Origin of the sequence: Saccharopolyspora sp. NPDC050642 (assembly GCF_040654735.1) — a bacterium.
In the GTDB taxonomy this organism is placed as follows: domain Bacteria; phylum Actinomycetota; class Actinomycetes; order Mycobacteriales; family Pseudonocardiaceae; genus Saccharopolyspora; species Saccharopolyspora elongata.
On sequence record NZ_JBFAIN010000025.1, the window covers coordinates 95,115 to 116,135 of the forward strand.

18 protein-coding genes are annotated in these 21,021 nt (G+C 71.0%); 10 read left to right on the forward strand and 8 right to left on the reverse strand.

All coding sequences use genetic code 11. The annotated features are described in order from the left end of the window. Positions 1-89 precede the first annotated feature (89 nt). On the forward strand, positions 90-914 hold the full coding sequence (locus AB0H93_RS30225; RefSeq protein ID WP_358576944.1) for an amidase family protein: 825 nt from the start codon (positions 90-92) through the stop codon (positions 912-914). Positions 915-968: 54 nt separating this feature from the next. On the opposite strand, the gene AB0H93_RS30230 is transcribed toward AB0H93_RS30225, so the two are convergent. Beyond that, on the reverse strand, positions 969-1,592 hold the full coding sequence (locus tag AB0H93_RS30230; protein WP_358576893.1) for a maleylpyruvate isomerase family mycothiol-dependent enzyme: 624 nt from the start codon (positions 1,590-1,592) through the stop codon (positions 969-971). 179 nt (positions 1,593-1,771) lie between these two features. Between AB0H93_RS30230 and uvrA the strand changes: the two genes are divergently transcribed. Continuing rightward, positions 1,772-4,210, forward strand: coding sequence for an excinuclease ABC subunit UvrA (gene uvrA / locus AB0H93_RS30235; RefSeq protein ID WP_358576896.1), 2,439 nt, complete (start codon positions 1,772-1,774; stop codon positions 4,208-4,210). Between the two features lie 13 nt (positions 4,211-4,223). On the opposite strand, the gene AB0H93_RS30240 is transcribed toward uvrA, so the two are convergent. Further along, positions 4,224-5,795: an MFS transporter gene (locus AB0H93_RS30240; protein ID WP_358576899.1), complete on the reverse strand. Its 1,572-nt coding sequence runs from the start codon at positions 5,793-5,795 to the stop codon at positions 4,224-4,226. Positions 5,796-5,947: 152 nt separating this feature from the next. Continuing rightward, the gene (locus tag AB0H93_RS30245) at positions 5,948-6,847 is read right to left on the reverse strand and encodes an alpha/beta hydrolase fold domain-containing protein (protein ID WP_358576901.1); all 900 of its coding nucleotides are present in this window, start codon (positions 6,845-6,847) and stop codon (positions 5,948-5,950) included. Positions 6,848-7,068: 221 nt separating this feature from the next. On the opposite strand from AB0H93_RS30245, the gene AB0H93_RS30250 reads away from it, so the two are divergent. Further along, positions 7,069-8,256 carry a lactonase family protein gene (locus AB0H93_RS30250; protein ID WP_358576903.1) on the forward strand — a complete coding sequence of 396 codons (1,188 nt, stop codon included), beginning with the start codon at positions 7,069-7,071 and terminating at the stop codon, positions 8,254-8,256. Positions 8,257-8,528: 272 nt separating this feature from the next. On the opposite strand, the gene AB0H93_RS30255 is transcribed toward AB0H93_RS30250, so the two are convergent. Next, on the reverse strand, positions 8,529-9,422 hold the full coding sequence (locus AB0H93_RS30255; RefSeq protein ID WP_358576905.1) for an NADP-dependent oxidoreductase: 894 nt from the start codon (positions 9,420-9,422) through the stop codon (positions 8,529-8,531). A 70-nt stretch (positions 9,423-9,492) separates the two neighbouring features. On the opposite strand from AB0H93_RS30255, the gene AB0H93_RS30260 reads away from it, so the two are divergent. The 3 genes from AB0H93_RS30260 (at position 9,493) to AB0H93_RS30270 (ending at position 12,556) form a co-directional block, all read left to right on the forward strand. Further along, positions 9,493-10,110 carry a helix-turn-helix domain-containing protein gene (locus AB0H93_RS30260; RefSeq protein ID WP_358576907.1) on the forward strand — a complete coding sequence of 206 codons (618 nt, stop codon included), beginning with the start codon at positions 9,493-9,495 and terminating at the stop codon, positions 10,108-10,110. A gap of 90 nt (positions 10,111-10,200) precedes the next feature. Continuing rightward, positions 10,201-11,133, forward strand: coding sequence for an STAS domain-containing protein (locus AB0H93_RS30265; RefSeq protein WP_358576909.1), 933 nt, complete (start codon positions 10,201-10,203; stop codon positions 11,131-11,133). 331 nt (positions 11,134-11,464) lie between these two features. Further along, a complete protein-coding gene (locus AB0H93_RS30270; RefSeq protein ID WP_358576911.1) occupies positions 11,465-12,556 on the forward strand; it encodes a hypothetical protein in 1,092 nt (363 codons plus the stop codon). A gap of 201 nt (positions 12,557-12,757) precedes the next feature. Here AB0H93_RS30270 and AB0H93_RS30275 read toward each other — a convergent pair whose 3' ends face one another. Both AB0H93_RS30275 and AB0H93_RS30280 read right to left on the reverse strand, forming a co-directional pair. Then, entirely contained in the window at positions 12,758-13,639 is an 882-nt protein-coding gene (locus tag AB0H93_RS30275) for an alpha/beta hydrolase (RefSeq protein WP_358576913.1), read from the reverse strand. Between the two features lie 49 nt (positions 13,640-13,688). Beyond that, positions 13,689-14,630 carry a LysR family transcriptional regulator gene (locus AB0H93_RS30280; RefSeq protein WP_358576915.1) on the reverse strand — a complete coding sequence of 314 codons (942 nt, stop codon included), beginning with the start codon at positions 14,628-14,630 and terminating at the stop codon, positions 13,689-13,691. Between the two features lie 120 nt (positions 14,631-14,750). Between AB0H93_RS30280 and AB0H93_RS30285 the strand changes: the two genes are divergently transcribed. Beyond that, complete coding sequence (locus tag AB0H93_RS30285; RefSeq protein WP_358576917.1) at positions 14,751-15,620, forward strand: alpha/beta fold hydrolase; 870 nt, start codon at positions 14,751-14,753, stop codon at positions 15,618-15,620. Continuing rightward, complete coding sequence (locus AB0H93_RS30290) at positions 15,617-17,023, forward strand: MFS transporter (RefSeq protein WP_358576919.1); 1,407 nt, start codon at positions 15,617-15,619, stop codon at positions 17,021-17,023. Before AB0H93_RS30285 ends, AB0H93_RS30290 begins: the two co-directional genes overlap by 4 nt. 64 nt (positions 17,024-17,087) lie before the next feature. Here AB0H93_RS30290 and AB0H93_RS30295 read toward each other — a convergent pair whose 3' ends face one another. Both AB0H93_RS30295 and AB0H93_RS30300 read right to left on the reverse strand, forming a co-directional pair. After that, complete coding sequence (locus AB0H93_RS30295) at positions 17,088-18,119, reverse strand: glycosyltransferase (RefSeq protein WP_358576921.1); 1,032 nt, start codon at positions 18,117-18,119, stop codon at positions 17,088-17,090. A 230-nt stretch (positions 18,120-18,349) separates the two neighbouring features. Continuing rightward, positions 18,350-19,126, reverse strand: a complete 777-nt coding sequence (locus AB0H93_RS30300; RefSeq protein ID WP_358576924.1) for an IclR family transcriptional regulator — start codon at positions 19,124-19,126, stop codon at positions 18,350-18,352. A 156-nt stretch (positions 19,127-19,282) separates the two neighbouring features. On the opposite strand from AB0H93_RS30300, the gene AB0H93_RS30305 reads away from it, so the two are divergent. Further along, a complete protein-coding gene (locus AB0H93_RS30305) occupies positions 19,283-19,996 on the forward strand; it encodes a CoA transferase subunit A (protein ID WP_358576926.1) in 714 nt (237 codons plus the stop codon). 206 nt (positions 19,997-20,202) lie between these two features. Continuing rightward, a complete protein-coding gene (locus AB0H93_RS30310; RefSeq protein WP_358576928.1) occupies positions 20,203-20,847 on the forward strand; it encodes a CoA transferase subunit B in 645 nt (214 codons plus the stop codon). Positions 20,848-21,021: the final 174 nt, after the last annotated feature.

A 21,021-nucleotide genomic window follows, 5' to 3' on the forward strand; every position in this document is an offset into this window, starting at 1 on the left:
TCGATGAACCTCCAGGCCTTCGTCGCCGTGCTCGTCCGGCCGTCACCATCCATCAGCCCGGGATCCGCGTCGCCGCCGATCTAGCAGCGATCAGCACCAGCCCCAAGCCCGCTCGCCGACACCAACACCACCCAGGAGTGCACGCGCGAACCGTCCACGACACCGCCCTGCACCTGGACATCACGGCCGGATTCCACCCCGCCGCCCCGTTCTCGCTCCCTCGCCGGAACCGCCCCTACCTCGAGGCAGTGGACCGACCACCACGCCGCCTCCGGATCGGTGTCAACCGCACCCTCGGCATCGCCGACCCCGAACCATCCATTGTGGACGCCCTCGACACGGCCGTTGACACGCTGCGCCACCTCGGCCACCACATCATCGACGACCACACCCCGCACCCTGGCGCAGAAACCTTCCCCGAAGTCATCGCGCTACGCCAGCAGGTCCTCGCCCACAACCGGTTCATGAACGTCACCGAGGAACTCACCACGCACCGCGATCACCTCGAACCGTGGTTCGCCGCCCTCCTCGACCGCGGACGCTCGGTCACCACGACCGACCTCGCGCGCTACTGGAGATATCGCGGGCAACTCGACCACTGGGCCGCGGAGCTCTTCGAACGCTACGACCTGCTCCTCACGCCCACTACACCGACCACCGCCTGGCCGGCGGACGGCCCCGACATCCGTGCAGCCGCGCAGCGGCGAACCATCCCGATCGCCTATACCGCAGCGTTCAACGACATCGGCAACCCAGCCATCAGCATCCCCATCGAAATCAGTCCCGAAGGCTTGCCCTGCGCAATCCAACTCGTCGCACCGCATCACCACGACGACCGCCTCCTCGCAACCGCCGCCACCATCGAACGCGCCATCGGGCACCTGCAGCCAGACCTGGCCGCGGGGACCGACTGACCCAGCGAGGAACTGCCGTCCGGCATCAGGTGTAGCCGATCAGCGGGACGCGCCTCAGGCGGCCGTCAGCTCCGCAACCCCCGGTCCGTCGAGGTCTTCCAGCGCCGCTCGGCGACGGGAGATCGCCAGGAGCAGGGAAAGCGCGGTTCCGGTCGCTTCCGGGCCGTTTCCGATCGACACGTCGGCGTCCGTCGCCGTCAGGCGGATGCGGGACATCAGCTCCTTGGCCCCGCCGAAGGATGCCGGGGTGCGGGCCTGCAGGCGGAGCGACCGGACCACGGCCTCCGGCCGGTAGTGGCGGGTGAGCCCCAAGGGGCGGCGGATGTCCTCGCCGTGGACGACCTCCTCCACGAGCCGGCTGTCGAGCGGCGCCGGCGGGGTCGACGTCCGCGACGCCACCTGGCGAAGTCGCTCCAGCGTCTCCTGCGGCGTGGCGCCGCGCTCGCGCTCCACGCCGCGTGCGTTCTGGCGGTCGAAGTCGAACCGCGCCCGGACGAGGCCGGCCACGAACCCGAGGCGCGTCGTCCGCGCGGAGTCGACCAGGTGGGCGACCACGTCGTGCACCGTCCACCCCTCGCAGAGCGACGGCTCCGACCACTGCCGTTCATCGAGGTGCGCGAGGTCACCGATCAGCGCGGCACGCTCCGCGTGCACCATCGCCCAGATGTCGTCCTGCACGGCTTCTCCTTCGTTCGAGCGCGTTGTCCGCCAGGTGTGACTCCCGGCACGGCGCGGAATCGTCGCTCGGTGAGCGTGGTCACCGCGATATCTCAGGCCCTGGAGGGTGCGGCGCGCCTCCGGTTCCTGCTCGGTAGCGTGTGGTGGCCCGCGATTCATCTACCTGTGAGGACGCAGCAGTGCCAGACCACGACAGCTCGATGGTGCGCCTGCGCGGGGTGCGGGTGCACAACCTGCGCGGGGTCGACGTCGACTTCCCGCGCGACGCGCTGGTCGCCGTCACCGGCGTCTCGGGGTCGGGCAAGTCGTCGCTGGCGTTCGGCACCGTCTACGCCGAGGCGCAGGCGCGGTACCTGGAGTCGGTCGCACCGTACGCGCGGCGGCTCATCGACCAGGCCGGCACGCCCGATGCCCGCGAGATCACGGGCTTGCCGCCGGCCGTCGCGTTCCAGCAGGCCCGCGGCGTGGCCCAGGCCCGTTCCACGGTGGGCACCGTGACCGTGCTGTCGAACTCCCTGCGGTTGCTGTTCTCCCGCGCAGGCACCTATCCCGCCGGCGCCGGGCGGCTGGACTCGGACGCCTTCTCGCCGAACACGCCGGCCGGTGCGTGCCCGCGTTGCCACGGCCTCGGCCGGATCCACGAGGTCAGCGAGGACTCGCTGGTGCCGGATCCGGGGCTGTCCATCCGGGAGAAGGCGATCGCCGCGTGGCCGGGTGCCTGGCAGGGCAAGAACTACCGCGACATCCTGGCCGTGCTCGGCTACGACGTCGACCGGCCGTGGCGCGAGCTGCCCCAGGCCGACCGCGAGTGGATCCTGTTCACCGACGAGCAGCCCGTCGTCACGGTGCACCCCGAGCGCACGGCGGACCGCATCCAGCGCCCCTACCAGGGCACTTACCAGAGCGCCCGCCGATACGTCCTGCACACGCTGGCGACCACCCAGAGCACGACGCTGCGCAACCGGGCCCTGCAGTACGTGGAGGTGCTGCCGTGCCCGGGCTGCGACGGCTCGGGATTGCGGCCCGAAGCGCTGGCGGTGACGTTCGCCGGCGCCAACATCGCCGACCTCGCCGCGCTCCCGCTGACCGTGCTCGCGGAGAAGCTTCGCGCCGAGCAGGACGACAGCGTCGCGCGGGTCGTGGTCGAGGATCTGCTGGCCCGCATCGAGGCGCTGGTCGAACTCGGCCTGGGCTACCTCGCCATGGACCGCGCCACCCCGACGCTCTCGGCCGGTGAGCTGCAGCGGCTGCGGCTGGCCGCGACGCTGCGCTCGACGCTCTTCGGCGTCGTCTACGTGCTCGACGAGCCGTCGGCCGGATTGCACCCCGACGACACCCAGGCGCTGCTCCGCGTGCTCGACCGGATCCGGGCGGCAGGCAATTCGCTGCTCGTCGTCGAGCACGAACCGGAGATCATCCGCCACTCCGACTGGCTCGTCGACGTCGGTCCCGGGGCCGGCGAGCACGGCGGGCGCGTTCTCTACAGCGGCCCGCTGGACGGGCTGCGGACGTCCGCGGACTCGGTGACGCGCGCCCACCTCTTCGATCCGCCGGCTCCGGTCGGCAAGCGCCGCACCCCGGCCGGGAAGATCGAGCTGCGCGGGGTGAGCAGGCACAACCTGGTCGAGACCGACGTCGACTTCCCGCTCGGCGTCTTCACCGCCGTCACCGGCGTGTCCGGGTCGGGCAAGACGACGCTGGTCACCGGCATCCTGGCGGCCGCCGTCCGGGACCACCTCGGCGCGTCCCGCAGCCACGCGGGCGACGACGAGGAGCCGGCGGCCGACACGTCCCGGCACGTTCGCAGCATCACCGGCCTGGACGCGATCAACAGGCTGGTCGAGGTCGACCAGCGCCCGATCGGACGCACGCCGCGGTCGAACCTCGCGACCTACACCGGACTGTTCGACGGGGTGCGGAAGCTGTTCGCCGCCACCGACGAAGCCCGCCGGCGGAAGTACTCGGCGGGCCGGTTCTCGTTCAACGTGGACGGTGGGCGCTGCGAAACCTGCCAGGGCGAAGGGGCGGTGGCCGTCGAGCTGCTGTTCCTGCCCAGCAGCTACTCGCCGTGCCCCGCCTGCCACGGCGCCCGCTACAACCCGGAGACCCTCGAGATCCGCTACCGGGACAAGTCGATCGCCGACGTGCTCGCCCTGACCGTCGACGACGCCCGCGACTTCTTCGCCGACGTGCCGGCGGTCGCGCGCAGCCTGGAGACCCTCCACGACGTCGGGCTGTCGTACCTGACCCTCGGCCAGCCCGCCACCGAGCTCTCCGGTGGCGAGGCGCAGCGGATCAAGCTGGCGACCGAGCTGCAGCGAACGCGTCGCGGCCACACCCTGTTCGTCCTCGACGAGCCCACCACGGGCCTGCACCCGGCCGACGTCGAGGTGCTGATGCGCCTGTTGCACGCACTGGTCGACGCGGGTAACACGGTCGTGGTGATCGAGCACGACATGACCGTCGCGGCGGGCGCGGACCACGTGATCGACCTCGGTCCCGGTGGCGGCGACGAAGGCGGTTCGGTGGTGGCCGTCGGCGCTCCGGCGGAAGTGGCCCGCGCCTGCGCCGGCCGCACCGCGCCGTACCTGCGGGAGGTGCTCGAAACCGCGGGCTGAATCCGTTGCTGCGTCAGCCTTCCTGGGCCTTCGCTTCCGCTTCCTGTTGCGGCTTCGGCAGATTCCGCTTGCTGATCAGCACGAGCGCGACGCACATGGTGATGACGGCGAGGGCCGCCGAAGCGAACAGCACGGCCGATGCGCTGGCGGCGAAGGCTTCCTCGAAGACCCGCTGAAGGCCTTCGCGGGCTTCCGGCGGTGCGAGTTCCAGCGCGCGCTGCGCGTCGCCTTCGGCCGCTGCCGCCGAGATGGCGTCGTGCTGGCCTGCGGGCAGGTCCGCGGTCGCGACGACACCGGCGAGCTCGGCCTTGTAGAGCACGCCGAGGCCGGCGGTGCCGATCCCGGCGCCGATCGAAGCCAGGCTGGTCATCGTGCCCGCGACCATCCCGGTCCGCTGCTCGTCGCTCACGTTCATCGCGACGGCGAAGATCGGGGCGCCCGCGATGCCGCCGCCGGTTCCCCACAGCAGCAGCGGGAACACCAGCGACCAGGCCTGCGTGGTGGGGCCGAAGGTCAGCGCCATCCAGGCGGCGCCGACGGCCTTGCAGGCGTAGCCGATGGCGATCACGTGGCCGGACGGCAGCCAGGCCTGCATCTTGCCGCCGAGCATGCCGGCCGCCATCTGCGCGATGAACACCGGCGCGAGCAGGACGCCGCTGGCGGTGGGGGACAGGTGCAGCGAGTTCTGGAAGTACTGCACGAAGTACACCGTGCCGCCGATGGTCAGCACTCGGGACATGAAGATGGTGAAGGCCGCGCCGGTGAACGCGGGCTTGGTGAACAGCTGCAGGTCCAGCGTCGGGTTGCGGACCCTGCGCTGCACGACCACGAACGCCGCGAGCAGCACCACGGCCACGGCGAGCTGGATCAGCGTCGACGATGCGGTCCAGCCCTGCTGTTCGCCGCGCAGCAGCGCGAAGTTGAGCACCGCCAGCCCGGCGATCAGCAGCGCGGTGCCGCCCCAGTCCAGCGAGCCGATCTTGCCGCCGCCACCGGCGTCGCGGGGCAGGGTGCGCAGCCCGATGGCGAAGGCGGCGATCCCGAACGGCAGGTTGATCAGGAAGATCGCGCGCCAGTCCAGGACGTCGATGAGGGTGCCGCCCAGCAGCGGCGCGATCAGGCCGGCCGCGGTGGACATCGTGGTCCAGGTCGCGATGGCCATGTTGCGCCGCTGGCCGTCGTAGGCGTGCGAGAGCAGCGGGAGGGCGTTGGACATCAGGATCGCGCCGCCGATGCCCTGCACCGCCCGGGCGAAGTCGAGCACCAGCGCGTTCGGCGCCGATCCGCAGGCCAGCGAGGCGAGGGTGAACAGCGCGATGCCGGTGAGGTAGACGCCGCAGCGGCCAAGCCGGTCCGACAGCGTCCCGGTCACCTGGGTGACCGCGCCCATCGTGATCATGTAGGCCACGACGACCCACTGGATGTCGGCCAGGGTGCCGCCGAGATCGGCCTGGATGTCGGCCAGCCCGATGGTCACGATGGTCATGTCGATGACCACCAGGGCCGTGGCGATCACGACCAGTGCGAGCAAGGCGCGTGACCGGGCGGCCGACGGCCCGGCATCGGTCTCCGTCGTCGGAGCCACGATTCCCTCCAGCGGTAAGACGATCGCGGACGGTGTCGATCTTGCGTGGCTGAGGTTAGCCTCACTTCACTGATTCATGCAAATATGCGCGTAAACGCATCAGTTGGGCCTGGTGCCGGTGGGCTGCGTGCTCGTCGATGCGACCGCGCGGGTCAGCCGGTGGCGCGGAGCACGTGGCCGGCGATGAGGCCGTACATGCGCTCGGTGAGCGCGCGCGTGCCGAAGCTCATGATGTTGTAGCCGTGGTCCGTGCCGGCGACGTCGTGGTGCTCCACCAGCGCGCCCACGGCGTCGAGCGCCTCGGCGTACCTGATCCCCTCGTCGCGGAGCCGGTCGTACTCGCAGGTGATGACCACGGCGGGGGCGATCCCGGCGATGCCCGCCGCGTTGGTGCCCCAGGCGGGCGAGATGAGGCGGTCGCGCCGGACCTCGGGGTCGGGCGCGTACGCCGGGTCGAACACGTCCGACATCCAGGGGCGGATCACCGCCTTGCCCGTGGGGCTCCGCTTGTGCGCGGCGTGGGTGACCAGGTCCAGCGGCGCGTAGTGCAGCACCTGGAGCGCGATCGCGGGCCCGCCGCCTTCGAGGGCGAGGCGGGCCGCGGCCGCGGCGAGGGAGCCGCCCGCGCTCTGGCCGCCGACGGACAGCCGCCGCCCGTCCCAGTCGCGGTCCTGCCGCGACGCCCAAGTGACGACGTCGAAGACCTGCTCCACGGGAATGGGGAAGGGGTGCCGGGGCGCGACGGAGTAGTCCACGTTGAGCACGACGACGCCGGCCTCGGCAGCCAGGTAGCGGCACCACGGGTCGTCCTGCTCGGGGTGCGCGATGACGAACCCGCCGCCGTGGACGTTGACGTGGACCGCCGGTTTCCCGGCCCCGATTGGGAAGTACGCGGTGCACGGGACGTTTCCGTGGCGCGTCGGCACTTCGATGGTGCGCTTGAGCGCCGGAATCTCGTCGAAGCGCAGTTCCGGCTTCAGCCGCGGTGTCATGAGCCGGTTGAGCACCCGGGTTGCGATGTCGACGACGAATGGCTTCGACAGCAGGGACATTCCGGCTCCAGACCTCCGAGAGCGGTGGGGTTTCCGGACCTTATCCAACCGCTCGCAACGCCGGTGCTGCCGCGGTGCGGAGAAAGGCACAGCCGATTCGCGCGGTGGGGTGAACGGTGCGCCGAACCGCCGCACTTGTTCGGGCCAAGCGTCGTCTTGCCCGGCCTCGCGCAGGCGGTGATCGTGGTTGCAGCCGGGGCGGAACGGAGACAGTGAGCGCGATGGAGAACAGCCAGCAGATCGGCCGAGCCGCGTTTCTTCGCCTGGCCGGGCTCGGAATCGTCGCGGCGGGTGCGAGTTCCCCGCTGCCGGCGCGAGAAGTCCTGGCGGACACCACGGCCGCGCGCACGCTCGCGGCCTACAGCGGCAACTTCAGCACCGCCATCGAGCTGGCCGGCCTGAACCTCGACGACGGGCGGTTGACGGGCGCGGGCGCGGTTCCCGGCGTGGACAGCCCGGCCTTCCTGATCTTCAACGCGGACGGCACCAGGGTGTACGCGGTCAACGACACCAACGACGGCCGGGTGACCGCGCTGTCCGTCGAGTCCGGCGGCGGCCTCACCGTGCTGGGCAGCCAGCCGGCCGGCGCCTCGATGCCCACCCACCTCGCGGTGCATCCCGGCGGGCAGCACCTGATCGTCGCCAACTACGGCAGCGGGAGCACCGCGGTGTTCCCGATCCTGGCCGACGGCGCGCTCGGCCCGCGGACCGATCTCGTGCAGTACGAGGGAAGTGGACCGGTGCCCGGCCGTCAGGAAGGCCCGCACGCGCACATGGTGGCCATCACCCCCGAAGGGCGCTACGTGCTGGTGCCCGACCTCGGCGCGGACCGGATCCACGTGCACGCCCTCGACGCGACGACCGGAAAGCTCGATACCCTCGGCGAGGCGCAGTTGCGCCCCGGTGCGGGGCCCAGGCACCTGGTCTTCCACCCCACGGCGCCGTTCCTCTACGTCGCCGACGAACTCGACTCCACCGTGACCGTCTGCGCCTACGACGCCGACCGGGCGGCGGTGACTCCGGGTCAGGTGGTGTCCACGGTTCCCGACGGCGTCCGGGAGAACTTCCCGGCCGAGATCCTGATCTCGGCCGACGGCCGGTTCGTCTACGTCTCCAACCGCGGGCACGACAGCATCGCGCGGTTCGCCGTCGAGGCGGATGGCGAGCGACTTCGCCTCGTGGACACCGTTTCCTGCGGCGGCCGGTGGCCCCGGCACATCGCCGTCACGCCGGACGGCCGGTGGATGTACGCGAGCAACCAGAACTCGAACTCGGTGACGGCGTTCCGGGTGGATCCGGCCAGCGGAGAGATTTCCCCGGCGGGAGAACCGTTTTCCACGCCGAGCCCGGTCTGCCTGCTCATCGGCGGCGCCATCGGCCGAACGCCGCGCCGAGGCGTTCATCGGTAGATTTCCGCGATATCCGCCCGCCGGGTTCCCGCAGGCCGCGGGCCTTGCCGGGCTGCGTGGGCGCCCGGTTCGCAAGGGTCGAACCGAGCGCCCGCTCCGGAGACGATGGTCGCCCGGCCACTGGCGAAACCCTTGATCAGCCGGGCGACCCGACCAAGTCGGTCATTGCGCGAACCGCATGCTGCGAGCACCGGCTCGAAGGCCTGCCCGGCGGACTCGGCGACGGGAAGCACGTCCGCCGAGGAAATCGGTTTGCCGGTCCGTACAACGGCTCAGACGACCACGACCCGGCGCCCGCGCGTGTGACCGGCATGGCTGTCGATGTGCGCCTCCGCGGCCTCGGCGAGCGTGTACGACTTCTCGACCGGGATGTGGAGCTTTCCCCGCGAGATGAGGCTGGCGGCCTCGGCTAGCGCTTCCGGCACGCTCCCGGCCACGCCGGAGAATCGGACACCGAGCTGCGGCGCACCGAGATCGGCGATGGAGATCACCTTCTGCGGATCCCCGGTCAGCTCGACGAGCTCGCGGATCACGCCCGAGCCGGCCAGATCGAGAGCCGCGTCGACTGGGCCGAGCCGCCGCACCCGCTCGACCCAGCCCTCGCCGTACGTCGTGGCGACGGCACCCAGGCTGCGCAGGTAGTCCTGGTTGGCGGCCCCAACCGTGCCGATCACCTTGATGCCGCGGTCGCGGGCGATCTGCAGCACCGCCGATCCGACCCCGCCGGAGGCGCCGCTGACCAGCAGCGTCTGCCCGGGCCGCACACCGACCTCGCGGATGATGCGCAGCGCGGTCTCCACCACGGACGGGTACCCGGCCGCCTCTTCGAACGTCAGGCCCTCGGGCATGCGGGCCCAGGCCGACAGCACGGCGAACTCGGCATAGGTGCTCGAACCTTCGCCGAACACGTGGTCGCCGACCTCGACCCCTTCGACGCCCTCGCCGACCTCGTCCACCACCCCGGAGGCGTCGAGCCCGACCCCGGCGGGCAACTCGATCGGATGGGACTCCAGGAACTGGCCTTCACGGATCCGCCAGTCGACGGGGTTCACGCCCGCCGCCCGCACGGCGATGCGTACCTGACCGGGGCCCGCGTGGGGCTCCTCGGCGTCTACGAGTTGCAGGACGTCCGGACCGCCGAACTCGGCGAAGCTCACTCTCTTCATGCGGTCGACCGTAGCACTAACGGTTAGCTTTTAAAAACGGTTACGCCTTTGTTCCTGATAGTGTCAGCGCATGGCCGTGCCGACCGGACGTCGTGAGCGCAAGAAGGCCGCGACCCGCCAGAAGATCGCTGACACCGCCCTGCGGCTCTTCCTGGAACGCGGGTACGACGCGGTGGGCATCCGTGACGTGGCCGCTGAGGCAGACGTGGCCGTCACCACGCTCTTCTCCCACTTCGCCTCGAAAGAGGCCCTGGTGTTCGAGCAGGACGAAGACTTCGAGCAACGCCTCGCGCAAGCGGTCACCGGCCGGGCGCCGCACGAGCCGCTCATCCCTGCGCTGCGCCGCGAGATCCAGGCCCTGGTGTGGCATTGCACGGCGGACAGCGCCGCCCCGATCTGGCGCATGGTCGACGAATCACCCGCCCTGCGGGAGTACGAGGAGTCGATGCGGCTGCGCCATGCGGAGTCGCTGGCAACGGCCATCGCCGCCGATCCCGATCTGTCGCTGACCACAACGGCCTGCCGGACGATCGCGAGGTTCGTGATCGACGCCTATTCCCTGGCCCGCGAGGCGGCCGATCCGGAGGCCGCGGTGGACGAGATCTTCCGGATGATCGAGGCGGCCTGGGAGGTCGCCTGCCCGTCTCGAACTGTTCCTCCAGGTAGGACGGAGGCCGGTCAGGGCTGAGGGATCGGCGCGGGCCGACGGTGTTCGTCGCGAACGCACCGTCGGCCCGCTCGCGTTGGCATACTCGGGGCAGTCGCTCAGGAGGTGCCGATGGAGCTGGGACTGACCAACACCACGCTGCCCGGTGGAATCACCTTGATCGAGGTGACCGGTGAGCTCGACGTCTACACCGCGCCAATCCTGCGGAACCGGCTGGCCGATGCTGTCAACGACGGCGAGTACCGGCTGATCGTGGATCTGACCGGGGTGGAGTTCCTGGACAGCACGGGGCTCGGCGTGCTGGTCGGCGGCCTGAAGCGGGTGCGAGCCCACGACGGCGCCCTGGTCCTGGTGTGCAGCGCCGAGCGGATCCTCAAGATCTTCCGGGTGACGGGCTTGACCAGGGTCTTCCGGATCGAACCGGACGTGGTCTCGGCCCGGGCCCGGTGCGCCGACCGCACGGCTTCTCTCGCCCGGCCGGAACCCGACGTCGAATCCGTTGGCTGGCACTGGGTTCCCGGCCGGATCTATCTGAGCGAAGAGCAAGGCCACCGGGACGTGCAGGCCGCGGTGGAACGGGTGCTCGAAGCCTTCGGTCTGGAATTCGGCCACGCTTTCCCGCCCGAGTTCGGGTCGTGGTTCGGCGAGTTCCTGATCCGGTTGAAGAACTCGGGCACGCTGCCGACCAAGGAGGAGCAGTTCCTCAAGCTCAGCAGGGCGTTGGAACTGCGCGTGCTGGACCGGCAGCAGGCCGAGGTCGACGCCGCCCAGGGAGCGGCCGTAGCGGGCCTGATCCAGTCGCTGAAAGACACCCCGCGAGCTGTCGTGCAGATCGGCTCGGTGCTGCTGGTCAAGGTGGACGAGGTGATCGTGGTGCGCAACCTGACCCAGGTCGAACTGGCGCACTGGGAACGCAACCCCGCCCTGTTCCGCGATCCCGCCGCCGCCCTGCTGGAACTCCAGCAGGCGACGTCCGATGACGCCGCGGCCCCACATCCGAGCAACAGCCACGAACGAACGGCATCTCCCCACCGCACCGCATGACGCCGCTTCCGCCGTCGGTTTGCGGGTGGTGGCGTGCTTGCGGTCGGTGAGCATGATCGCTCGTCCGGCCTGTCCCACGGCGGTGATTCAAGGTAGTCAATATTTTCAGTGTTGATCAAATTTTATCGCTGTCGTGGCGCTGGGCTGATTGGGCGAGTGGGTGGGGTTCGCTGATGAGGGCGGCGAGTGCAGTGGCGATTTCTTGGGTGCTGGCGCGGATCTGCTGCCGTATTGGCCCGCGGCACGTCCGTGCGGATCAGTGCTCAGAGGCAACCCGAGGTATCCGCCGCGCGTCTCCTGGGCGTAGGAGATCACCGGCTGAGAGGCAGCGATGTCGAGGAGAACCGGAACGACCGTGGCCACGGCGCTGATCGTGGTCGTGGGCACGGCGGGCACGGCGTTGGCGCAGGGAACCTGGACGCGCGAGGAGTTCCCGGCCAGGCCCGAGAGGGCATCCTACGTGAGCACCGTGTCCAGCGGTGGCGGCGCGACCTGGGCGTTCGGCAGCTACAGCCCGCCCGGCTCGCCGACGTCCATCACCGCGCAGGCGTTCCGCCGCGAGGAGACCGGTCGCTGGGTGGAGGTCCCGGTGCCGAACGTCGGCCAGATCGTGGGCTCCGCGGTCACCGGCCCGGACAACGCCTGGGCGGTCAGCCAGTTCACCAAGGTCAGCCGGGGCGCGACGTTGCACTGGGACGGGCAGGCGTGGACCGAGGTGCCGCTGGAAGTGCCGGACGCTCCCCGGATCTCGCCCCACGACGTCACGGCCGTCGGCCCCGATGTCTGGGCCGTGGGCAACGCCTATCGCGACGGCGAATCCCCGCTCTCGCGGAGCTTCGCGATGCGCTGGGCCGACGGCGGCTGGCAGGGGTCTCCGCTGCCGCCCGCCACCGACGAGCAGAACTTCTCCAGCGTCGGCGGCGCAGCGCCGGACGACCTCTGGATGGCCGGCACGACCGTTGCGCGGCCGCAGCAGATCGTTGCGATGCACTGGGACGGCGCGCAGTGGAGCCACGTGCAGGTGCCACCGCTTGAGACCACGGACTCGGACTTCCTCACCGTGCACGACGTCGCCGCCTTCGCACCGGATGACGTCTGGATCTCTGCGACCCAGAAGCCCTACGACACCCCCGGGCACGGCCAGCCGATCCTGATGCACTGGGACGGCGACCAGTGGATCCGCGAGCAGGCCTCCGTACCGCCCGGCGGCACCGGGAAGCTCGTGCACGCCGACGGTGCACTGTGGAGCCTCGGGGCCGGTGCGCTGCTGCGCTACGACGGCACCTCGTGGCAACAGGTCGACGGGCCGCAGGAAGGTTCCCTCGGCAACGGTGCCGAACTCCCGGACGGCCGCCTGGTCGGCACCGGAAGCGCCGGCGATCCGATGACCCCGCAGCCGTTCGCGACCGTCCAGAACCGCTGACCCACCCGATTTCCCCGCGGCTTCCCGGTTCTCCCCACTGATAGTCCTCTTAGGACATGGAGATCGGGGAGCCGCAGGTTCGGATCCCGGGTGTTTCCCGTTCCGGGTCAAGTGTTCTCAGCGGCGGCGTGCTCCGCGTAGCACCAGTTCGGTTGCCGTCGCGATGGCGTCCGACGGGACGGCATCGGGGGCGATGGCCTTCTATCGACGCGCTCCACGCGAGTGGCTGAGGAACGCTTCGACGGCGTCCACGAGCTCGCCGGGCGCTTCTTCCGGGACGTAGTGGCCGCCGGGAACGGAATGTCCGCTCACGGCGGTCGGATCGGCGTGGTGCTCCTGCCAGACGCGCACGACGTCGCGGCGGGCGAGGCCGCCTTCGGCTCCCCACAGGACGAGCAGCGGCGCTTGCAACCGCAGCCCGTGGTCGTGATCCGCCTCGTCGAGTTCGAGGTCCGTCGTGAAGCCCGTCCGGTAGTCCTCGAAGGACGCCCGCAGGTGCCCCGGGTCGCTGAACGCGGCGACGTAGTGCTCGAACGTTTCCCAGTCGACGGCACCGGAATCGAGGACGCGGGCGAAGAAGTGGCCGAGGTACGCCTCGACGTTCCCCGTGATCAGCTTCTCCGCCAGCTCGGGCTGCCGGTGGAAGAACCAGTGCCACATCGCGCTCGCCGAGTCGATGTCCAACGAGCGCATGACGACCCTGGTCGGCAGGATGTCCAGCAGCACCAGCGCAGCCACCTCCGCGGGCCGGTCGAGCGCCCACCGGTGTGCGACGCGGGCGCCGCGGTCGTGGCCGATCACCACCGCCGATTCGTGCCCGAGGTGGCGGATCAGGCCGCTCAGGTCGGCCGCGGTGGAACGCTTGTCGTAGCCCGAACCGGCCAGCCCCGAAGCGCCGTAACCGCGCAGGTCCGGCGCGACGACGGTGCGGCCGTGGCTGAGCGGGTCCACGACGTGGCGCCAGCAGGCACCGGTCTGCGGCCATCCGTGGAGCAGCACGACGAGCTCCGGCCCGTCACCGACGACCCGGTAGGCCAGCTCCACGTCGTCCAGGCGCACCGACTCGACGTTGTCCCGAAGCATTCTTCTCCTTTGTTGCACCAGCGTTTTGCGGACGGTCCGGCAGCGGACATCAACCCTCGGCCGCGACGGCCGACGGGTGCCGGGCGAGCAGGTCGTCGAGGCGCGAACCGACGTCCGCGCAGTTCCGGCGCACGACCGACAGGAACGACGCGAGCACCGGCGACCGGTCGGTCACCCGGAAGGACATCTGCAGGTCCGGCAGCCGGAATCGCGGCGTGACATCGCAGAACCAGATGTCGTTGCGGGCGATCAGCCGCATGCGGTCGGGGCCGAGCCCGACCCCGGCGCAGCAGGCGGCCAGGCCGGCGATCGTGTGGACGTCCCGCGCCATCGTGGCGCCGTCGAGGGCGGCCGGGTCCGGCCCGAACGCCGGCCGCAGGTACGAGCTCACCGCGTCCGGGCTGGCGATGAGGTGCTCCTGGGCCAGTTGCTCCAGGTCGATGGACGGCAGCCCGGCGTACGGATGCGCCACGGACACGACGGCCACCAGGTGATCGGCCCCGATCGGCACGGTGACCAGGTCCTCCGCCCCAGCGCCGCGCGGGCTGCCCCGGCCCACCGCGACGTCCAGCTCGCCGGCGAGGAGCGCCGCCGCCGCGGTCGGGCTGTCCAGCTCCTGGAGCGCCAGCCGGACGGCCGGGTGGGTGCGGCGGAACCTGCCGAGCACCCCCGGCAGGGGGTCGAGCAGCGCGGATCCGGTGAACCCGATCCGCAGCCGCCCGGTCTCGCCGCGCGCCGCGCGGCCTGCGTCGATGCCGGCGAGCCTCATCTCGGCGAGCGCGGTGCGCGCCCGGGCGAGGAACGCTTCTCCGGCCGCGGTCGGGAGGACGCCACGGGAGGTGCGGTCGAACAGCCGCTCGCCGACTTCCCGTTCCAGGGCGGCGATCTGGGTCGACAGGGGAGGCTGGGCGATCCCCAACGACGCCGCCGCGCGACCGAAGTGCTGGTGCTCGGCGAGCGCGAGCGCGTAGCGGAGGTGGCGGGCTTCCATGCGCCCCACGATACTTCCCGAGTATCGCGGAGGCCCTTGTGAGATATCGCGGTGGATGAGACCGGCAGGTGTGGGGTGACCTGGACGGGTCGATGATCACCGCTCCAGAAGGGCCTCACCATGACCCGCCCGTCCTCTTCCGAGACCGTCGTCGTCCTCGTGCACGGCGCCTGGCACGCCGCGCTCCACTGGGCCGCGACGCAGCGCGCCCTCGCGCGCCACGGTCTCGCCAGCGTCGCAGTCGACCTCCCCGGCAGCGGGCTCGACGCGCCCGTCCCGACCGGATTCCTCGCGCCCGGTCAGCCCGGGCTCACCAGCGAGAAGTCGGCCCTGAGCGACGTCACGATGCAGGACAGCACCGATGTCGTGCTCGACGCCCTCGTCGACGTCCGCACGCGGTACCGCAACGTCGTCCTGGTCGCCCACAGCGCAGGCGGCGGCCCCGCCTCGGCGGCCGCGGAGCAGGTTCCCGAACTCGTCGACCACGTCGTGTACCTGTCGTCGTTCGTCCCCGCCGGTCGCCCCCGGGTCGCCGACTACATCGACGCCGCGGAGAACGCGACCGCCGTCCAGCTCCCGCCGGTCGGCGATCCGGTGGAGTTGGGCGCCTTCCGGATCAATCCGCTCTCCGCCGATCCGGACGACGTCGCCGTCATCCGCCGGGCCTTCCTGAACGATCTGCCCGCAACGGCGCCGGATTCCTGGCGGCAGTTCCTGCACCCGGACCTGCCGCTGACCACCTTCACCACGCCGGTACCGGTCTCGCCCGAGCGCTGGGGGCGCATCCCGCGCACCTTCATCCGGCTGACCGACGACCTCGCGCTGCCGCCGGCCACCCAGGACCTGATGATCGCGGAAGCCGACCAGGTGGTGCCGGACCGGCCGATGGCGGTGCGCTCGCTGCCGGGCGGGCACTCGCCGTTCGTGACGCGGCCCGGAGAGCTGGCGACGCTGCTCGCCACCGTCGCCTTGCAGCCGACCACCCGATGACGGACCGGCGTTCCCCGGCAGGACGATTCGTCCTGCCGGTCGTCCTGTCCGGGGTCTTCGTCCAGCTCGTCAGCGTGACCGTCATGCAGGTGGCCGTGCTCGACGTGCAGCGGGATCTCGGTGCCGGCCCGGGCGAGGGGCAGCTCGTCCTGGCCGGCTACACCCTCACCTACGCCTGCTCGCTGATCCTCTCGGCACGGCTGGGCGACCGGTACGGGTACCGGCGGATGTTCGTCACCGGGATGGCGGTGTTCACCGGTGCGGCGATCGGGTCGGCCGCAGCGCCCGAAGCCTGGCTGCTGGTCGCGGGCCGCCTGGTGCAGGGCGTCGGCAGCGGGATCATGGCCCCGCAGATCCTTTCGATCATCCAGTCGGCACTGCCCGCGAGCCGCCGGCCCGCCGCGCTGAGCGCCTACGGCGCGACCATGGCGGCGGCGTCGCTGGCGGGTCCGTTGCTGGGCGGCGTCCTGATCCAGCTCGATCCGCTGGGACTGGGCTGGCGGGCCGCGATGCTCCTGACCGTTCCGGTCGGGTTCGTCGCCCTCCTGCTCTCGCCCTCGCTGCCGTCCGTCCGAACAGGACGGACCGGCGGGCGCGTCGACTCGGTCGGAGCGGGCCTGAGCCTGGTGGGAACGGCACTGCTGGTGCTGCCCCTGACGGTGGGGCGAGACGCGGGCTGGCCGATGTGGACGTGGGCGAGCCTGGTCTCGGCGGCGGCGGTGCTGGCCGGATTCGCGGTTTCCCAGCGAAGAGCGGCGGATCCGCTCGTCCACCCCGCCGCACTGGCCGACCCGTCGACGAGGTGGGGACTGGGAGTCGTGCTCGTCTTCAACGCCGGAGTGCCCTCCTTCACCCTGCTGCTGTCGATGCACCTGCAGGGCGCGCAGGGCTGGAGCCCGATGCAGACGGCGCTGACCATCACCCCGTACGCCGTCGGGGCGCTCGGCGGCAGCGGTGTCGCGAACGTCCTCGGGAAGCGCTTCGGGGCCTGGACCCTGGCCGCTTCGGCCGTCGCGATGGGGATCGTGTCCATCGCCGTCGCTGCGACCATTGACGACCCGGCCACCAGGTGGGTGCTGTGGCTCGTCCTCGGCCTGGGCGGAGTCGCCTTCGGGATGTTCACCGCCTCGGCGTTCACCCAGATCATCGCCAGGGTCCGAGCGGAAGCCGCCGTCTCGGTCTCGGGCCTACTACCGACGGCGCAGCAGCTCGGCGGCACGTTGGGTGTCGCGCTCGCGGGAGTGGCCTACTCGGCGCCCGCCACGAGCAGCGGCGATGCGATGTGGCACGCGATGACCTACGAGGCCGCGGTGTTCGTCCTGGCCGCGGCCTTCGCGGTCCGCCTGGTCGGCCGCCGCCACGAGACCGTTCACCACGGGCAACCCACCGCCAACGCGGCATAGGTCGCAGATCAACAGAAATCTCGCCGCGCGGTTCAACGCCGGAACCCCGTTCACGCGATAGCCCTCACGACCCCCGGACCAGGTCCATCAGGTGTCGTGCGGCGGTGCGCGTGCCGTCGCTGCGGATCGAGGTGGCGAGGGAGCGGGCACGGTCGGCGAAGTCGGGTTCCAGGGCGCGGCTGAGCGCGGCGGTCAGCGAGTCGGTGGTGAGCATCCGCTGCGGGTGCGCGATCCCGATGCCGAGCTGGTCGACGCGCCCGGCCCAGTAATGCTGGTCGTACTGCTGGGGGAGCAGGACCTGGGGGACTCCGGCTCTCGCGACCGCCGTGGAGGTGCCCGCGCCGCCGTGGTGCACGACGGCGGCGACCCGGCCGAACAGGGCGTGGTGGTTGGTATCTCCGACCAAGATGCAGTCGGTCCCGTCGTCCGGCGGTGTCAGGTCGGCCCACCCGCTGGAGATGATCGCGCGGCGACCAAGCGCGCGGGCCGCCGCCACCATTACCTGGCCGACGGTTTCTCCGGTCGGGCTCATGCGGTCCGAGCCGGAGTAACTGCCCAGGCCGAAGTAGACGGGTGGCTCGCCGGCGTCGAGGAAGGATTCCAGTTCGGCCGGGAGCGGGCGCTCATCCGGCAGGATCCACGCGCCCGTCTGGATCACCTCCGGATCGTCGGGTTGTGGCCAGGGCGCCAGCGCGGGGTCCGCGGCCAGCCAGGCGCGGTCGGTGAGGACGTGGCTTCGCACGTCCTCGACCGGGGCCAGGCCGGCAGCGGCGCGGTGGGCGTTGAGCGCGGCGCCCCACGCGTCGTTCCAGCGCTGCGCGTCGACCATCCACAACTCGCGATTGCCGCCCGTCTCGTCCTGCGGCCATCCCGGCCATGGGGCCGGCTCGTGGTGTGGGGACGGCAGGGCGGCCGGGCAGAACTCGGCGTGGACGTAGCCGATCTCCAGCAGTTCGGCCACCGAGCGCACGGCGACCTGCACGGCCCCGCACCCCACCACGACGTCGCACCCTCGGGCGGCGTCCGGGAGTGTGGCGAACTGTGCGCCCCCGACTTCACCGACGAGGAGCTCGCCGTCGTGCTGCGCTTCATCCACCGGGTCAGCGACAACACCGCGGACGAACTTGCCAGGCTCCGGGCCGCCGCATCTGACCCCCGTGGGTGACGAAGCCATCCGATGGCACTTTGTCGCGTGTGCGGACGATGTCCGGTGCGGTTGGCTCCCGCGCGGCCGGATTGTCCTGCGGCTCCCGGGTTTTCGTCGCTGGTGGTCTCATGTGGACGCTGGGGGCGGATTCGGGCGAACGGCTTGCGCGTGGGCGGAAGTCAGAGGCCCGCGGTGGTGTCCAGCGTGCGGGTGAGGGCGTGGGCTTCGTGGAGGAGGAGGGCACCGAGTTCGGGTTGCCGCTCCGGGCGGAAGCGGGTCTCGATGCCGGTCAGCGTCAGGGCCCACGCCGGTTGCCCGGCGCGGTCGAACACGGCCGCCGCCATGCCCCAGCTCCCCTCGACCACCAGGCCGGGGTTGACGGCGTAGCCGTCGCGGCGGGTGCGGGCGATGCGGGTGCGCACCGCCTCGGGGGAGTGCTTCTCGCCCCACCGGCCCGTCAGGTCGGTCCGCTCCAGGTAGGCCTCGATCTCCGCGTCGCCGAAGAAGGACAGGAGGACCAGGCCGGCGGAGACGACGCCGAGCGGGAACCGGGCACCCTCGTAGAGCACGAACGACCGGATCGGGAAGTCGCCGTCCTCGCGGAGCAGGCACACCGTCTCCTCGCCCCGCAGGGCCGAGAAGAACGCGCTCTCGCCGGTCTTCGCCGCCAGCCGGTGCACGCTCGCGCGGGCGTGGTGCGTGACGTCGTAGCGGGTGCCCGCCGTCTGGCCCAGCAGGTACAGCTCGGGGCCGAGGAACCACCGGCCGGTGCGCCGGTCGCGGTCGACGAACCCCTCCTCCGCCAGGGAGCTGAGCAGGCGGTGCACGGTCGGCCGGGGGAGGTCCGTGGCCCGGGCGAGGTCGCTGGTGGCCGCCCCCGCCTCGTTGGCGGCCGACAGCGCCCGGAGCACGGAGCCGACCCGGCCGATCAGATGGGCGTTCGCGCTGGCGCTCATGCCCGCATCCTAGCGTCCACTCAGTGAACGCCCAGGCCGGGCGATGGTCATCCGATGAACAGATCGGCCGTCGTTCGGCCTTGTTTCTTGCGGTGAACAGCAGGTTGCTTCTTTACTGCTGCTGTTCGTCCAGCGGACCGATGAAGAGGTGATGAGTTGTCAAAGCTGCGCCCGAGTGCGGCGGAGGCACTGGCCGACGTGCTCGAAGACGGGATGACGATCGCCGTCGGGGGCTTCGGCCTGTGCGGCATCCCGAGCGACCTCATCGAGGTCGTCCGCGACAGCGGGGTCACCGGTTTGACGTTGGTCTCCAACAACATGGGCGTCGACGGCAAGGGACTCGGGCTGCTGCTCGAGAACCGCCAGGTCGCCAAGGTGATCGCGTCCTACGTCGGCGAGAACAAGCTGTTCGCCCAGCAGTACCTGGACAAGGAGCTGGAGGTGGAGTTCGCGCCGCAGGGGACGCTGTCCGAGCGGATGCGGGCCGGCGGCGCGGGCATCGCCGCGTTCTACACTCGCGCCGGCGTCGGGACCCCGGTGGCCGACGGCAAGCCGTTGGCGGAGTTCGACGGCCAGACCTACGTCCAGGAGCGGGCGATCATCGCCGACCTGGCGCTCGTGCACGCGCACACCGCGGACCCCGCGGGCAACCTCGTCTACCGGGCGAGCGCGCGGAACTTCAACCCGGTCGTCGCGACCTGCGCGAAGGTCGCGGCGGTCGAGGTCGAGCACCTGAGCGAGGAGTACCTAGACCCGGAACTGGTCGTGACCCCGGGCATTTACGTCGACCGGCTGGTCCTCGCCCGGCCCCGCATCAAGGACATCGAGAAGCGCACGGTGCGCCCCCGCGCCACCACCCCGGCCGACTAGAGATTGTGTTGAATTTGGTTTGCGTGGCGGTGCGGGTGGCGGAACCTCAGATGCCCCCTCGCTGTGGGATCCCCGACATCATGAATGCCAATTCACCACGTCGGGGCTGTCCTCGCGAGGAGCCATCTGAGAACCCGCGGCGGTGCGAGTTGAGTCCCACACCGCAAGCGGCTACCGCCGCTTATTAAACGACCTAGGAGCAACCCATGACCTGGACCCGCGACGAGATGGCGGCGCTGGCCGCCGCCGAACTCCGCGACGGCGACTACGTCAACCTCGGGATCGGCATCCCGACCCTGGTCGCCAACCACATCCCGGACGGCGTGCAGGTGACCCTGCAGAGCGAGAACGGCATCCTGGGCCTGGGGCCGTTCCCCTACGAGGGCGAGGAGGACGCCGACCTCATCAACGCCGGGAAGCAGACCGTCACGATCAATCCCGGGGCGAGCTACTTCGACTCCGCGGTCTCCTTCGGGATGATGCGCGGCGGGCACATCGACATCGCCGTCCTGGGCGCGCTCCAGGTGAGCGAGGGCGGCGACCTGGCGAACTGGACCATCCCCGGTGCCCTGGTGAAGGGCATGGGCGGCGCCATGGACCTGGTCGTCGGCGCCCGCCGGATCGTCGTGCTCACCGACCACGTGGCCAAGGACGGCACCCCGAAGATCGTGGAGCAGTGCACGCTGCCGCTGACCGGTGCGGGCGTGGTCGACCGGATCGTCACGGACCTGGCGGTGCTCGACGTGACCGAGGAGGGCCTCAGCCTGGTCTCGCTGGCCCCGGGCGTCACCGAGGACGAGGTCCGGGAGAAGACCGGCGCCAAGATCCGGCAGCCGGTCGCGACGGCGTGATTTTCCGAGCAGGCGTAGCAGTTCTTGGCCGCGATGGACGGAATTGGGGAGTAGAGCGGTGAACAGTGCACGGAGCGGCAGCGGTTCTGTGATCGTGGCGGGGGCGCGTACTCCGATGGGGCGGTTGCTGGGGTCGCTGAAGGATTTCTCGGGTGCGCAGTTGGGTGGGTTCGC

Coding starts and splice junctions, on each gene's coding strand:
- AB0H93_RS30245 (WP_358576901.1), bottom strand. CDS start 6,847: ATGTCCCTGCTGTCGAAGCCATTCGTCGTCGACATCGCAACCCGGGTG.
- AB0H93_RS30280 (WP_358576915.1), bottom strand. CDS start 14,630: ATGGAAGCCCGCCACCTCCGCTACGCGCTCGCGCTCGCCGAGCACCAG.
- AB0H93_RS30250 (WP_358576903.1), top strand. CDS start 7,069: ATGGAGAACAGCCAGCAGATCGGCCGAGCCGCGTTTCTTCGCCTGGCC.
- AB0H93_RS30265 (WP_358576909.1), top strand. CDS start 10,201: ATGGAGCTGGGACTGACCAACACCACGCTGCCCGGTGGAATCACCTTG.
- AB0H93_RS30300 (WP_358576924.1), bottom strand. CDS start 19,126: ATGAGCGCCAGCGCGAACGCCCATCTGATCGGCCGGGTCGGCTCCGTG.
- AB0H93_RS30310 (WP_358576928.1), top strand. CDS start 20,203: ATGACCTGGACCCGCGACGAGATGGCGGCGCTGGCCGCCGCCGAACTC.
- AB0H93_RS30255 (WP_358576905.1), bottom strand. CDS start 9,422: ATGAAGAGAGTGAGCTTCGCCGAGTTCGGCGGTCCGGACGTCCTGCAA.
- AB0H93_RS30290 (WP_358576919.1), top strand. CDS start 15,617: ATGACGGACCGGCGTTCCCCGGCAGGACGATTCGTCCTGCCGGTCGTC.
- AB0H93_RS30270 (WP_358576911.1), top strand. CDS start 11,465: ATGTCGAGGAGAACCGGAACGACCGTGGCCACGGCGCTGATCGTGGTC.
- AB0H93_RS30285 (WP_358576917.1), top strand. CDS start 14,751: ATGACCCGCCCGTCCTCTTCCGAGACCGTCGTCGTCCTCGTGCACGGC.
- AB0H93_RS30275 (WP_358576913.1), bottom strand. CDS start 13,639: ATGCTTCGGGACAACGTCGAGTCGGTGCGCCTGGACGACGTGGAGCTG.
- AB0H93_RS30260 (WP_358576907.1), top strand. CDS start 9,493: ATGGCCGTGCCGACCGGACGTCGTGAGCGCAAGAAGGCCGCGACCCGC.